This is a genomic window from Streptomyces sp. NPDC046925, from assembly GCF_040644915.1.
GTDB lineage: Bacteria > Actinomycetota > Actinomycetes > Streptomycetales > Streptomycetaceae > Streptomyces.
In genome coordinates, this window is the sequence record NZ_JBEYWZ010000002.1 from 1373726 (window position 1) to 1388172 (window position 14447).

At 71.8% G+C, this 14447-nt stretch carries 11 protein-coding genes; 4 read left to right on the top strand and 7 right to left on the bottom strand.

Going from position 1 to position 14447, the window contains the following annotated elements:
* The first annotated feature begins 5 nt into the window (after positions 1 to 5).
* Positions 6 to 1295 carry a polysaccharide lyase family 1 protein gene (locus tag ABZ906_RS12740; RefSeq protein ID WP_361381088.1) on the top strand — a complete coding sequence of 430 codons (1290 nt, stop codon included), beginning with the start codon at positions 6 to 8 and terminating at the stop codon, positions 1293 to 1295.
* Positions 1296 to 1366: 71 nt separating this feature from the next.
* Positions 1367 to 2467 carry a pectinesterase family protein gene (locus tag ABZ906_RS12745; RefSeq protein WP_361381091.1) on the top strand — a complete coding sequence of 367 codons (1101 nt, stop codon included), beginning with the start codon at positions 1367 to 1369 and terminating at the stop codon, positions 2465 to 2467.
* Positions 2468 to 2513: 46 nt separating this feature from the next.
* On the opposite strand, the gene ABZ906_RS12750 is transcribed toward ABZ906_RS12745, so the two are convergent.
* Both ABZ906_RS12750 and ABZ906_RS12755 read right to left on the bottom strand, forming a co-directional pair.
* Positions 2514 to 3707: an MFS transporter gene (locus ABZ906_RS12750; RefSeq protein ID WP_361381094.1), complete on the bottom strand. Its 1194-nt coding sequence runs from the start codon at positions 3705 to 3707 to the stop codon at positions 2514 to 2516.
* A 37-nt stretch (positions 3708 to 3744) separates the two neighbouring features.
* Positions 3745 to 5232 carry an MFS transporter gene (locus tag ABZ906_RS12755; RefSeq protein WP_361381098.1) on the bottom strand — a complete coding sequence of 496 codons (1488 nt, stop codon included), beginning with the start codon at positions 5230 to 5232 and terminating at the stop codon, positions 3745 to 3747.
* A gap of 157 nt (positions 5233 to 5389) precedes the next feature.
* Between ABZ906_RS12755 and ABZ906_RS12760 the strand changes: the two genes are divergently transcribed.
* The gene (locus ABZ906_RS12760) at positions 5390 to 6076 is read left to right on the top strand and encodes a helix-turn-helix domain-containing protein (protein WP_361381101.1); all 687 of its coding nucleotides are present in this window, start codon (positions 5390 to 5392) and stop codon (positions 6074 to 6076) included.
* A gap of 42 nt (positions 6077 to 6118) precedes the next feature.
* On the opposite strand, the gene ABZ906_RS12765 is transcribed toward ABZ906_RS12760, so the two are convergent.
* The 3 genes from ABZ906_RS12765 to ABZ906_RS12775 form a co-directional block, all read right to left on the bottom strand.
* Entirely contained in the window at positions 6119 to 6961 is an 843-nt protein-coding gene (locus ABZ906_RS12765; RefSeq protein WP_361183343.1) for a pectate lyase, read from the bottom strand.
* A gap of 131 nt (positions 6962 to 7092) precedes the next feature.
* Entirely contained in the window at positions 7093 to 7968 is an 876-nt protein-coding gene (locus ABZ906_RS12770) for a hypothetical protein (RefSeq protein ID WP_361381104.1), read from the bottom strand.
* A complete protein-coding gene (locus tag ABZ906_RS12775; protein WP_361183346.1) occupies positions 7968 to 8501 on the bottom strand; it encodes a SigE family RNA polymerase sigma factor in 534 nt (177 codons plus the stop codon). The genes ABZ906_RS12770 and ABZ906_RS12775 overlap by 1 nt, the downstream gene beginning before the upstream one ends.
* A 284-nt stretch (positions 8502 to 8785) precedes the next feature.
* On the opposite strand from ABZ906_RS12775, the gene ABZ906_RS12780 reads away from it, so the two are divergent.
* A complete protein-coding gene (locus tag ABZ906_RS12780; protein WP_361381107.1) occupies positions 8786 to 10687 on the top strand; it encodes a rhamnogalacturonan lyase in 1902 nt (633 codons plus the stop codon).
* Between the two features lie 89 nt (positions 10688 to 10776).
* On the opposite strand, the gene ABZ906_RS12785 is transcribed toward ABZ906_RS12780, so the two are convergent.
* Positions 10777 to 11790, bottom strand: a complete 1014-nt coding sequence (locus tag ABZ906_RS12785) for a LacI family DNA-binding transcriptional regulator (RefSeq protein ID WP_361381110.1) — start codon at positions 11788 to 11790, stop codon at positions 10777 to 10779.
* A 118-nt stretch (positions 11791 to 11908) separates the two neighbouring features.
* Positions 11909 to 14215 (bottom strand): xyloglucanase, encoded by a 2307-nt coding sequence (locus ABZ906_RS12790; RefSeq protein WP_361381113.1) that lies wholly within the window; start codon positions 14213 to 14215, stop codon positions 11909 to 11911.
* Positions 14216 to 14447 lie beyond the last annotated feature (232 nt).

Sequence of the window (14447 nt, forward strand, 5' to 3'; positions counted from 1 at the left end):
CGAACATGCCTGTACGCAGATCCCCCGTACGCAGATCTCTCGCCCTGCTCGCGGGGTGCACCGCCCTGGTCGTGGCCGTCACGAGCGCACCGGCCGCGGCCGCGGGCACCCACGACGTGCTGCCGCGCGGCGACGGCTGGGCCTCCGCCGACGGCGGCACCACCGGCGGCGCCAAGGCCGACGCCGCGCACACCTACACGGTCACCACCTGGGACGAGTTGCGGGCCGCGCTCGCGGACGATCCCGGCGCTCCCCGGATCGTCAAGGTCAAGGGCACGCTGAACGCCACGGCGGAGGGCTGCGCCGCCTTCGAGGCCGAGGGGTACGACTTCGAGCGCTACCTCGCGGACTACGACCCCGCGGTGTGGGGGTACGACACGCCGGTCAGCGGTGCGCAGGAGGATCTGCGGGCGGCTTCGGCGACCCGGCAGGGAGCGGCGATCAAGGCGTACGTGCCCGCCCGCACGACCATCGTGGGCGTCGGCAGGAACGCCGGGATCGTCGGCGGCAGCCTGCAGATCCAGGGCGTGGACAACGTGGTCGTCCGCAATCTCACGCTGGAGAGCCCCCTTGACTGCTTCCCGCAGTGGGACCCGACGGACGGCGACAAGGGCGCCTGGAACTCCGAGTACGACAGCATGGTCGTGTACGGCTCGACACATGTGTGGGTCGACCACAACACGTTCACCGACGGCGAGCACCCCGACAGTTCGCTGCCGTCCTACTACGGCGAGATCTACCAGCAGCACGACGGCGAGCTCGACGTCGTGCGCGGCGCCGACCTGGTCACCGTCTCCTGGAACGTCTTCGCCGACCACGACAAGACGCTGATGATCGGCAACAGCGACAGCGCGGGCGACACGGACCGCGGCAAGCTGCGGGTCACCCTCCACCACAACGTCTTCAGGGACATCGTCGAGCGGGCGCCGCGCGTCCGCTTCGGGCAGGTCGACACGTACAACAACCACTACGTGGTCCCCGCGGGCGGCTATCAGTACTCCTTCGGCATCGGCCAGGAGTCGCGACTCGTCGCGCAGAAGAACGCGTTCACGCTGCCTTCCGGGGTCGGCGCGGGGAAGATCCTGAAGAAGTGGAAGGACGCGCCGGTCACCGCCGACGCCAACTACGTCAACGGCAAGCGCGTCGATCTCATCGCCGTGCACAACGCGGAGATCCCGGAGGAGACCCTCCAGTCGGACGCGGGCTGGAGGCCGGTCCTGCGGACGCGGGTGGACGACCCGCGGGGGCTGCCGAAGCTGCTCGCGCGTGAGGCGGGCGCGGGCAAGCGCCGCTGAGCCCCCTCCCGTCCCGCATCTCCCGAACCGAGCCGCACAGCGAAACCGAGCCGCACAGCGAAGGATCAGCCATGCCCTCGCACTACTCCCGCACACCCCTCAGCCGGCGCTCGCTGCTCACCACGGGCGCCGGCGCCGGAGCCGCCCTGCTCTTCGGCGCGGCGGTCCCCGCCCGCGCCGCCGGGCCGCGTCCGGGCCGCCGGACCCTGTACGTCGATCCGGCGGGCGGCGGCGACCACACCACCGTCCGGGCCGCCGTGGACGCCGCGTCCGGCCCGGGCTTCACCCTGGTCCTGGCGCCGGGCACGTACCGCGAGACGGTGACCGTGCCCGAGGCGAGCGCCGGGCTCACGCTCATCGGCGCGAGCGGCGACGCGCGCGACACCGTCATCGTGTACGACAACGCGGCGGGCACCCCGAAGCCCGACGGCTCGGGCACCTACGGCACCAGCGGCTCGGCCACCACGACCGTGCGCGCGGCCGGGTTCACCGCCCACGCCGTCACGTTCGCCAACGACTGGCTGCGCGCCGACCACCCCGACTACACGGGAACCCAGGCCGTCGCCCTCAAGGTGACGGGCGACCGCTCGGCGTTCTTCGGCTGCCGTTTCCTGGGCCACCAGGACACGCTCTACGCCGACACAGCGGACCAGGGTTCCTTCGCCCGCCAGTACTTCCGTGACTGCTACGTGGAGGGTGACGTCGACTTCGTCTTCGGGCGGGCCACCGCGGTCTTCGAGCACTGCCGCTTCCACACGCTCACCCGCGGCGACCTCGCGGCGGCGCCGTACGGCTTCGTGTTCGCGCCGTCCACCGCCGTCGCCAATCCGCGCGGCTACCTGGTCAGCCGCAGCCGGGTGACGAGCGGCGCCCCGGACGCGTACTACAAGCTGGCCCGCCCCTGGGTGCCCAGCTCGGACACCACGGCCCGCCCCATGCTGACGGTGCGCGACACGCATCTGGGGCGCGGCATCGACGCGGTGGCCCCGTACGCGAACATGCGTGACGCCTATCCCTGGCAGGACCAGCGGTTCGCCGAGTACCGCAACACGGGTCCGGGTGCGGCCGTCACGGTCTCGCGGAACCGACCCCAACTCACCCGCCGCCAGGCCGCGTTCGCGACGCGCGCCGCCTACCTCACCGACTGGACCCCGCGACGAAAGGACCGCTGAGACACATCGCCGCTTCCTGTACCGGGGCCGACACCACCGCCCCGGTTCAGGACGCGATACGGGAAGCCGCCGCCGCGGACGCGGGCAGCCGTCGCAGCACGAGCCACAGCACCGCCCCCGCCAACTGGCACGCGGCGATGCCCAGCATCATCCCGTCCGCTCCGAGCTTGCCCGCGCACACCCCGGTCAGCGCCGCGCCGCCCGCCGAAGCGCCGATCTTCAGGCTGCCGCCGGTGGTGTTGACCTGGCCGAGCCGGTCCGGCGGCGACTCGCGCTGACGGAGCATCAACGTCGCGGCGAACAGCGGCCCTTCGGCAAGGCCCGCCGCCGCGCAGACCACCCACGCCCAGGGCAGCGAGGGCACCACGGCCAGCGCGGCGAGCGACGTGCCGAACCCGACCAGGCCCGCGAGCACGACCGGTTCGGCACGGCGGGGTGTCAGCCAGCGCGACGAGGCCAGCGCCCCCACGAGCGATCCCAGCGCGAAGCAGGCCAGGAGCTGTCCGCCTGCCGCGGGCCCCGCGCCGATGTCCTGGCCGAGCAGCACCGCCGCCACCGCGAACCCGCCGTACCCGAACCAGGCGAACATCGTCGAGACGGTCAGGGCCCGCAGCACCCGGTGGGACCCGAGCACCGAGAACCCGCCCCCCACGACCTGCGCGAGCCCCGTCCTCTTCCGCTCGGGCCGGACTTCCGGCGGCGGGATCCGCACCAGGGGCAGGACGAGCAGGCCGAGCACGGCGGCGGCCACGATCACGATCCCGGTGTGCCCCGCGCCCGCGAACGAGGCGACCAGCGCGGCGAGGCCGGGCCCCGCGATCGCCGCGACGTTGTAGCTCGACGCTTCAAGGCCGTACGCGCGCGAGAGCCGCTCGGCGGGAACGAACCGCGGCAGCAGACCGGTCAGCGCCGCCACGACCGGCTCGACGCAGCCGACCACGGCGGCCACCATCAGCACGAACACCAGCGGCGAGCGCCCCGCCGACGCCATGAGCAGCGCGGTCGCGACGGCATAGCCGCAGGCCAGCGCGGTCACGAGCCGTCGCGGCCGGTTTGTGCGGTCCAGGGCGTGGCCGATGACCGGGCCGCTGAGCACATACGGAAGCGTCATGGCGGTCTGCACGAACCCGGCGCTCGCCGCGTCCCCCGTGCGCGCCTGGACGGTGAGCACCAGCGCGGTCGCGACGCCTTCGGCGGACACCCTGAGCAGCGTGGCGGCCGTCAGATGGAAGCGGAGCAACTCGCTCTCCCTGAGGTCTGCTTCATGACACGGAGACTCAATCACTCGCCGCCGGTGCAAGCGATCTGTTATTCCCGGACCGTGCCGTCGGGCGGCCGGTCCGGCGCAGGACGGTGAGGGCGATAAGGGCTGCGGCGGCCAGGAGTGCGGCGCCGAGGGTGAGGCCGAGCGCGTATCCGTCGTTGAGGGCATCGGGGGTGGTGCCATGGCCGGTGCGGTGCTGTGCCGCGGCGCCGAGTGCGGCGAGTCCCAGGGAGGCGCCGATCTGGCGTGAGCTGTTGAGCAGCCCCGACGCGGTGCCGGTCTCGTGGGGCGCGACACCGGCGGTGGCGAGGGAGACGACAGGCCCGAGGCAGAGCCCGAAGCCGGTGCCGACGACGATCGAGGGCCCCAGGACGTCAGTGGTGAACGAGCCGTCCGCGGCGATCAGGCCGAACCAGGCGAGCCCGGTCGCGGTCAGCAGGGCGCCGGAGGCCAGCAGGGTGCGGGCAGCGAGCCGGTAGCCGAGCTTGACGGCGAGCACGGATCCGGCGACCACGGCGAGAGCCAGCGGCAGGAACATGACGCCGGTCGACGCCGGTCCCCTGCCGAGGACGTGCTGGAGGTAGAGGGACATGAAGTAGAAGGCGGAGGCGATGCCCGCGCCGACCAGGAGATTGCAGGCGTTCGCGCCGGCGACCGAGCGGTTGGCGAACAGGCCGAGCCGGACCAGCGGGTCACGGGTCGTGGTCCGCTCGACGCGGAGGAACGCGGCGAGGAGTGCGAGCGCGACCGCCAGTGTCGTCAGGGTGACCGGCGAGGTCCACGCGTACCGGTCGGTGCGCACGACGCCGAACACGAGAAGCGTCATGCCCGCCGTGACCAGGAGGGCGCCGAGCACGTCGGGGCGGCCGCCGCGGGCGGCCGGCCCGCCCGCCGTGATGCCGCGCCAGGCCAGGGCGAGCGCGCAGGCGGCCATCGGTACGTTCACGAACATCACCCAGCGCCAGTCGGCGTACTGGGTGAGCAGGCCGCCGATCAGGACACCGAGGGCGCCTCCGGCGGCGTTGACCGCGCTCCACACCCCGAAGGCCCGGACGCGGGCCCTGCCCGCGGGGAACGTGGCGGTGAGCAGCGCGAGCGCGGCCGGGGCCAGCATGGCGGCTCCGATGCCCTGCGCGGCGCGGGCCGCGACGAGCTGGCCGGGCTCCCGCGCGAAGCCGCCGGCCAGCGAGGCCAGGCCGAACAGGGCGAGGCCGAGCAGCAGGACCCGCTTGCGGCCGTACCGGTCGGCGGCCTTGCCGCCGAGCAGGAGCAGCCCGCCGAAGGTGAGGGCGTAGGCGTGGATGACCCAGGTAAGGCCCGCCGCGCCGAAGCCGAGACCGGTGGCGATCTGCGGGAGTCCGACGTTCACCACCGAGAGGTCGAGCGACACCATGAACTGCACCACGGCCACCACGGCCAGTGTGAGACCTGGCCTGACATCCGAGCCATTCGAGCTGTTCGAGCCGGCCGGGCTGTTCGAGCTGTCCGGGCTATTCGTCATCGCGAACTCCATCGGCGCCGCCGCCATCCGACTTTCGACTTTCGGAACATGTTCCGAAAGTAGCACCGAGACGGCCCGCTGTGAACACGAAGCAGAATCCGGAGCCGTATCCGGGCCGGTATCGGAGCGGGCGAGGAGAGGGCGGCATGATGGTGCGATGGCCCGATCCCCCGCACCGCACGGCCGCACCGGCCGACCGCCCCTGACCTCCCGCGCGCAGATCCTGGTGGCGGCCCGCGAGCTGATCGACGCGGACGGCTGGGAGAAGCTGACCATCCGGCGTCTGGCCGCCGAGCTCGGCATCGGGGCGACGACCCTCTACCACCACATCCGGGACAAGGAGGATCTCCTGATCCTCCTGCTCAACGGCTACATCGGGGAGATCGAACGCCCCGAGCTGCCCGCCGACCCGCGCGAACGCATCGTCGCGGGTGCCCTCGCCGCGCACGACGCCCTCGCGGCCTGGCCATGGGCCGCGGAGGTCGTCACGGCCGACGGATTCATCGGGCTGCTCGACGAATCGGCCCTGTGGATGATCGAAGCCATCCTGGCCGGAGCGGACGACTACGGCTGCACCCCCGAACAGACCGTCCACATCATGCGCAGCCTCTGGTACTACACCGCGGGCGAGGTCCTCGTCCGGGCCCGCTCCCCGCACCGGCGGCCCGACGGAAGGCTGCCCGACCGCAGCTTCACCTTCGACGCGTCGCAGGTTCCGCGCCTTGCCGCCCTCGGCGACCGCTGGGCCGAACTGGCGGCACGGGACACCTACGCCGAGGGGCTGCGCGCGTTCGTCGACGGCCTGCTCGCCCGGGTCACGCCCACCGCGAAGGGCCACCAGTGACCGGTCGGTTCACTGGTGGCCCCGGCACACGCGGGACAGCGGCTACTGGTAGCTGATGTCCGACGCGCTGTACTTGCAGTACGTCCCGTCGGGGCCGCTGCCCGTCTCCTTGGGCTCGTCGCCCGAGGAGTTGCCCGTGTAGCGGACGCAGGGCTTGATCTTCTTGCTGCTGTCGCCGTGGATGCGGATCTTGCTCAGGGTCGCGGTGTCCCCGTAGTTGGTGTTGATGCCGACCAGGGACTTGCCCGGCGCGGTCACGTCCACGTCGTTGATGCTGATCGTGCGCTTGTACTGCTTGGAGCAGTTGCCGCAGGAACGGACCAGCTTGCCGAAGTCCGAGACCTGGAATCCGGAGATGTTCAGCTTGCCCGCGCCGTTGAACTGGAGGACCTTGTCGTCGGCCTTCCTCGCGCCGCCGCCGGTCACGGTGTAGACGGAACTCGACGAGGTGCCCTTGAAGCTGGCCGCGTCCTCGCCGACGTCCTCCCACCACACGTTCTGGATGGTGCAGCTGCCCGAACAGTGCACGCCGTCCGCGGCCGGGGAGCCGAGCACGACGTTCTTCAGGACGGCGCCGTCCTTCAGCTTGAAGATCGGGTCCTGGCCCTCGTCCTGGCCGTCGCCGCCCAGGTCTCCGCTGCCGTAGAAGCGCTGGAGTCCGCCGTCGTAGGTGCCGGACACCTCGATGGTCTTGGAGACGGCCTTGCTGCCGGTGGGCGTGGGCCAGGAGGCCGCGGTGGTCGCCGCTCCCGCCGGGGAGAGCAGCATGTTGGCGCCGAGGGTGGCGCCGGTCAGCAGGAGCGCGCCGCCCGCCGCGCCCACGGCGCGGCGGCGGGTAAGGCGGCGCTTGCGGCTCTTGCGCAGTTCGGCTCTTTGCGTGGTCATGGGGACCGCTCTTTCGCTGGGGAGATGACCTTGCGTCTGCTGGTCTCCGCCCGGATGCGGAAGGTTGCCGCTCCGCCGGGAAATTCTCCCCCCGGTCCGCGAGCGGCCCCGCGTGCGGCCCCGCGCGCGGTCTACGAGGTGCGGGCGAAGTCGCCGCGTACGGCGGCCTTCTGGCCCGACGCGGTCGCCTCCGCCGCGTAGGAGTCCTCGCCCGCGTCCCTGCCGCCCTCGGCGTGGTTGTACTGGCCCGCGAAGACATGCTCGCCCGCGGGGACGGTCCGGCCCGCCTTCAGCGTCCAGCGGTAGACCAGCGCACCGTCCTGTTCGCGTACGGAGACGGTGAAGTCCTCGGCGGGCAGGGAGCGCCAGTTGCCCGCGTCGGTAACCCCGCCGGTCTGCGCGACACGCAGTTCGACGGTGAGCGCTCCGAGAGGCTTCTCCGTCTTGAAGGTGAGGGTGCTCTGCGCCCAGAAGTCGTTGCTCTGCGGGTCGATGGAGCCGTCGCTCCAGAGGTAGCCGTCCTCGACGTCCTTGGCGCCCGGGGCGACGCGCTGGTTGGCGGGCGGTGACGCGGACTTGTTCGGCGGCCGGTCCGTGTCCCGGTCCTTGTCCTTCTCGGGCGCGCCGCTCGTGGCCCTGCCCGAAGGGTGCGCGGGCCCCGTCGGTGCGCTCGGCTCGGCGTTCTCGTCGTCGGGCGCCGACGCGGAGGGGCTCGGCCCGGCCGGGGATTGGGGGGCGGCGGGTGTGCCCACGGTGCGGGGCGGCGGTTCATCGCCGCGGACGACGGAGGCGACGGCGTAACCGCCGAGCGCGAAGACTCCGGCGACGGCGGCGGTGGCGCCCGCGATCCGCAGCCAGGGGGCGGGCCGTGGCAGCCTGCCGCGGGACGGGGCGCCGGGGCCTGCGGCGTCGCGCTCCATGCCGCGCTCGATCCGGGCGAGCATCCGTTCCCGGTCGGGTCGGTGCTCCGCCGCGGCATCGCGCAACTGCTTGCGTACGTCGTCCATCACTGCCTCCCTCCCACGAGTTGCGACGCGGCCAGCTCGCCCAGGAGCCGTTGCAGCTCCGCCATTCCCTTGGACGTCTGGCTCTTCACCGTACCGACCGATATGCCGAGGGTGAGCGCGGTGTCCTTCTCCGAAAGATCGAAGGCGTGCCGCAGCACCACGCAGGCCCGCTTACGGAACGGCAGCGTACGCAACGCCTCCTGGACGTCGACGACCGCCGGTATGTCGGGATCGTCGACGCCCTCCGCCCGCTGACCCCAGAACAGCGCCACGCGGCGGCGCTCGCGGACGGCGCTGCGGATGCGGCTGCGTGCCATGTTCGCGACGACTCCACGGGCGTACGCGGCGGGGTGATCGGCCGCGCGCACGCGGTCCCAGCGGTGCCAGAGCGCGACCAGGGCGTCCGCCGCGAGGTCGTCCGCCGCGTCCTTCTCGCCGGTCAACATGTGCGCCAAGCGGGCGAGTTCGGCGTAGTGCCGCTCGAAGAAGTCATGGAACTCCGCGGCGGCCGCGTCGTCGACGGCTGTCCCCACGGGTCACCTCTCTCTGTGCTTGCGCGGCTGTGCACACGCGCTGGTGGCCCCCGTGCCGCCGAAGTGCGGTGCGCGAGCATAGCAACGTACGTGCGAGAGATCGAACAACGTCCGGAATCCCAGTCAGATCTGAGCCAAGGCCCGCGCGGCGTCCGGGGATCGGGTGATCTCCGCAGCCGACCCGCCCGGTCCGGATCGCGGGGGCGGCAACCTTCCGCGCACCTGCGGCGACACACCCGAGGCACTGTCCCTCGCCCGCACCCTCTCCCCCGCAGGAGCACCCGATGACCCATCACCCGTACACCGCACCGCGCCGCCGTCGCGGCCGAAGAGCACGGCGGGCCCGCGGCCGGGTCCTGCTCACCGCCGTCGTCGCGGGCACCCTCGCCGCCGGCGGGCTCATCGCCCTGTCGTCCACCTCGTCCGCGGCCACCACCCGCCAGGCGGAGGCGCTGGACCGGGGTGTGGTCAGCGTGCACACCGACGCCGGGAACCTGGTCAGCTGGCGCTGGCTCGGCACCGATGACGACGACGTGGCCTTCAACGTCTACCGGGGCAGTACGAAGGTCAACTCGTCGCCGGTCACCGGTTCGACGAACTATTTCCACGCGGGCGCACCGAACAGCGCCGACTACACCGTGCGCGCGGTGGTCGACGGCACCGAACAGGGCGACTCCGTGCACGCGGTGCAGTTCCGCGCCGGGTACAAGGACGTGCCGATCACGCCGCCCGCCGGGGGCACGACCCCGGACGGCGTGGCGTACACCTACGAGGCGAACGACGCGTCGGTGGGCGATCTCGACGGGGACGGCGCCCTGGACTTCGTGCTGAAGTGGCAGCCCACCAACGCCAAGGACAACTCCCAGTCCGGCTACACCGGCAACACGATCATCGACGGCGTCAAGCTGGACGGCACCCGCCTGTGGCGCGTCGACCTGGGCCGCAACATCCGTTCGGGCGCGCACTACACGCAGTTCCAGGTGTACGACTACGACGGCGACGGCCGGGCCGAGGTCGCCGCGAAGACGGCGGACGGCACGAAGGACGGCGCGGGCAAGGTCATCGGCAGTTCGTCCGCCGACCACCGCAACTCCAGCGGCTACGTCCTCGCCGGGCCCGAGTACCTGACCATGTTCGACGGCCGTTCCGGCGCCGCTCTCGACACGGTCGACTACGTCCCGGCGCGCGGCACCGTCTCCGGTTGGGGCGACAGCTACGGCAACCGCGTGGACCGCTTCCTCGCGGGGACCGCCTACCTCGACGGGAGCAGGCCGTCCCTGATCATGGCGCGCGGCTACTACACGCGCTCGGTCATCGCCGCCTGGGACTGGCGGGGCGGCGCCTTCACCCGGCGCTGGACCTTCGACACCAACTCCTCGACGAACACCGGCAAGGGGTACGACGGCCAGGGCAACCACAGCCTGTCGGTCGCCGACGTCGACGCCGACGGCAAGGACGAGATCGTGTACGGCGCGATGACCGTCGACGACAACGGCAGCGGCCTGTGGACGACGAAGCTCGGGCACGGCGACGCCGGACACGTCGGCGACCTCAACCCGTCACGCCCGGGCCTGGAGTACTTCAAGGTGTCCGAGGACAGCTCCAAGCCCGGTTCCTGGATGGCCGACGCCCGTACGGGCCAGCGGCTGTGGACCACGGCGTCCGGCTCCGACAACGGCCGTGGCGTGTCCGCCGACATCTACGCCGGTTCGGCGGGCGCCGAGTCATGGTCCGCCGCCGACAGCACCCTGCGCTCGCCGTCCGGGGCCTCGGTCGGCCGCGAGCCCTCCAGCGTCAACTTCGTGAACTGGTGGGACGGCGACACCACCCGCGAACTCCTCGACGGCACCCGCATCGACAAATACGGCACGGGCGGCGAGACCCGGCTCCTTACGGGGTCCTCCGTGGCGTCCAACAACGGCACGAAGGCGACCCCCGCGCTCTCCGGGGACATCCTCGGCGACTGGCGCGAGGAGGTCGTGTGGCGCACGTCGGACAACAAGGCGCTGCGGATCTACTCCACCCCGCACGAGACGAGCACGAAGATCACCACGCTGCTCCACGACATCCAGTACCGCACGGCGCTCGCCTGGCAAAATACGGCCTACAACCAGCCCCCGCACCCGAGCTTCTTCATCGGCTCCGGCATGGCGAAGGCACCGCGTCCCGCCGTGACCACTCCCTGAGGAGCCCCCTGAGGGGTTCCGCGCGGCCGGTGGCAGGGCAGCTCCCCCGTCCCGCCACCGGCCGCTTCCCCGTCGCCCCGCGGTCCTCGTCAGCCCTGCGCGGGGCCGGGGCCCGAGCTGGACCGCACCGTCAACTCCGGTACGAGGAGCGCGACTTCGTCGGCTCCCTGGCCCCGCAGCTTCGCGACGACGCGCTCCACCGCCTGCCGTCCCATCTCCTGTGCGGGGATGGCGACGGAGGTGAGCCGCACCGAGGCCTGCGTGGCGACCTGGTCGGGGCAGACGGCGATGACGGAGACGTCTTCCGGGATGGCGCGGCCCTGCCGGCGCAGCAGGCTCAGGAGGGGTTCCACGGCGGATTCGTTCTGCACGACGAAGCCCGTGGTGCCGGGGCGTTCGTCGAAGATGCGGGCCAGGGTCGCGGCCAGCGCGTCGTACGTCCCCTCGCAGGGCCGGTGCAGCACCCGCACGCCCAGCTCACCGGCCCGCGCGCGCAGCCCGTCCAGGGTGCGCTCGGCGAAGCCGGTGTGCCGCTCGTACACCGCGGGAGCCTCGCCGATCACGGCGATCTCGCGGTGGCCGAGCCCGAAAAGATGCTCCACGCACTGGGCGCCGGTCGCCACGAAGTCGAGGTCGACGCAGGTCAGGCCCGTGGGGTCGGCGGGCAGGCCGATGAGGACGGCGGGCCTCTCGGTCTGGCGGATCAGCGGAAGCCGCTCGTCGTGCAGCTCGACGTCCATCAGGATCATCGCGTCGGCGAGCGCGCTGCCCTCGATGCGGCGGACCGCCTCGGGGCCCTCCTCGCCGGTCAGCAGCAGGACGTCGTACCCGTGGGTGCGGGCGGTGGTGGCGACGGCGATGGCTATCTCCATCATCACCGGCACGTACATGTCGGTGCGCAGCGGCACCATCAGCGCGATGATGTTGGATCTGCTGCTGGCCAGGGCGCGGGCGCCGGCGTTCGGGTGGTAGCCGAGCTCCTGGATGGACCGTTCGACGCGGTCCTTGGTGGAGGCGGAGATGGACCGCTTGCCGCTGAGTACATAGCTCACCGTGCTGGCCGAGACTCCGGCGTGGTGGGCTACCTCGGCAAGCGTGACCATACGGCTCTCCTGGGGGGTGTGAGGCGGTGGCGAAGCGCTTCGACTTGTGGCCGTCTCGACCCTAGAGGGACACCCATGTGCTGTCCATAGGCCCGTCGAAGCGCTTCGACTGCCCTGTTCATCCACGGGAGTTGTCGTCACCATAAACAATGCCACGGCCGTTCGTGGACACGTACACCCGCCCGAAGATCCGCGGATCACCGGTGATGGCCGCGCCGGTCCAGCCCCACTGGCGGGCGTCGTCGTTGATGCGCAGCCAGCTCTCGCCGCCGTCGGTGGAGCGGAAGATGCCGCGCACGCCGTCGATCTTCGCGCTGGTGTAGAGGGTCTGGCGGTCGGAGCCGGGCGCGGCCTTGCCGAACCCGATCGTGTCGGCCTCCTCGACGCCCCGGACGCGGGTGAAGCTCGCCCCGGAGTCCGTGGAGCGCCACAGGCCGTACGCCGCGCCGGACTTCCCGCCCGCGAGCCAGATCTCTCCCGCCTGTCCGGGTACGGCCTTGAAGCGCACCGGACCGTCGGCGGGCAGGCCGGTGGACGCCTTCGCGGTGAAGGTGGCCCCGCCGTCCGTACTGACGTAGAAGGTCCCGGACTTGAAGCCGTAGAACGTCTGCGGATCGGCCCGGTCGGACTCGACGACGGCGCCCTGCGGGATGCCGGTGGACGCCGTCCAGTTCGCGCCCCGGTCACCGCTGGTGTGCACGCCCGCGCCGTCCGGGCTCCACACGAAGCGGCTGCCGTCGGCGGACGCGGCGACCGTCCCGCCGCCGGAGACGCCCGGCGGTTCCTTGCCCGCCGACCACGTGGCGCCGTTGTCGGCGGAGAAGGCGATGCGCGGCCCGCTGTCGAGCTGGCCGGCCCGCACCACCGTGTCCGGGCGGGACTCGGCGTGGTCGATGCTGGTCGTGGTGGTGAAGTTGGGCCCCGTGTACATCAGGGGCGGCACCTTGGTGAGGTCCGTGTGCCGGAAGCCGCCGATGTCGCCGAGCGCGCTGAGCAGCGGCGCTCCGGAGGCCGGTGCCGCCAGGTCGTTGACGGCGGTCTCTTCCAGACCCTTCACCATCGGGGTGACGGTGAACGTGCCGCCGCTGTCCCACTTCCGGAGGTTCCTGGTGCCGTAGACGGTGGCTCCGGTGCCATACATCATCCGGTCGGAGTCGAAGGGGTCGATCTCCAGGGCCTCGGTCATCCAGCCCAGTTTCGGGGCCTGTTCGGGCGGCGCCGGGTTCGCGCCCCATGCCAGCCACGGCACGGAGGTGACGTCCATGGTGTAGCGGTCGGTGCGCTCGGGATAGGCGGTGTAGCTCCAGGCGCCGGTCCAGTTCGCGCCGCTGTCGGTGGAGCGGAAGATCTGGGTGTCGGGCCACCACGAGCTGTATCCGGTGACCATGACGGTGCCCGGATGCTGCCGGTCGACGCTCAGGCCGCTGTAGCCGTAGTAGGTGTCGCCGTCGGTGGCGGGGCTGATGTTCTTCCACTCGCCGCTGCGGGTCGCGTACCGCCACACCTGGCCCTTGCCGCCGTCGTACGGGCCGCCCTTGTCGCTGTAGGCGAGGTAGAGGTAGCCGTTCTCCGCGTCGAGCACGCCCTTGTGGGCGAGGTATCCGGTGGGCTGATCCGCGAGACGGGACCAGGTGGCTCCGGCGTCCGTCGAGCGGTAGACGGCGTTCTCCTTGTCGGCGACGCCCACGTAGACGGTCTTGGTGCGCGAGCCGGAGACGCCCGTGGGCTCGTCGAAGGTGACCCAGGCGATGCCCTGGTTGTCGGAGGCGTAGCCGGTCGAGTCGCCCGGGTCCTGCCGGTAGGTGCCGGGGTTGGGGAACGCGGTCACCTGCGACCAGGTGGCGCCGGAGTCGGTGGAGCGCCACAGGCCGTGGCCGCTGGGCGCCCCGAGGTAGAGCACGCGGTTGTCGTGCGGGTCGACGACGAGGCGTTCGCCCATGCCCCGGCCCGGCATGTTGCCGCCGAGCTTGAAGGGCAGATCGGTCTTCTTCCAGGTCCTGCCCCGGTCGGCCGAGCGCAGGACGGCGCCCTTTCCGGGGTCCCAGTCGTTCGTGTACGTGCCGACGGCGGCGTACACCTTGTCCGGTTCGACGCCATCGGACGCGATGCTGACGACGCCGGTGTGGCCCCAGTCGTCCCAGCCGACCGAGTCGAGCAGCGGGGTCCAGGACCGGGACTTCTCCTGCCAGCGGTAGGCGCCGCCGATGTCGGTACGGGCGTAGGCGAGGTTCTTCTCGGTGCGGTTGAAGACGATGCCGGGCACGAATCCGCCGCCGTCGATACGGACGTTCTTCCAGCTGTACGCGGCCCGGGTCTTCTCCCTGACGTCGTCGGCCCCGGAGGAGGGGGCGGCGACGAGGAGCAGCCCCGGTATCAGGCACAGGGCGCCGAACAGTTTCCCGACGCGCGGCGTACGGGCGGTCACCGTGACCCCGACCCCGGTTGTCGGGGGCTTTGACCATGAGGGTTTCGACCCAGTGCTACGGAATTCCGTCCGGCGGGAAATAGCCGTTCGCGGAATCTGCGATCTTCGCGTCCAGGGCGAGGAAACGCTGTTCGTACTCAAAGGGCTGGAGCGGCGGGAATGGCGGGGATTGGGGAAATGGGGGAATGCGGACATGCCGGGAGGTCTCCTGACGGCTCGATGGGGGGCGTGC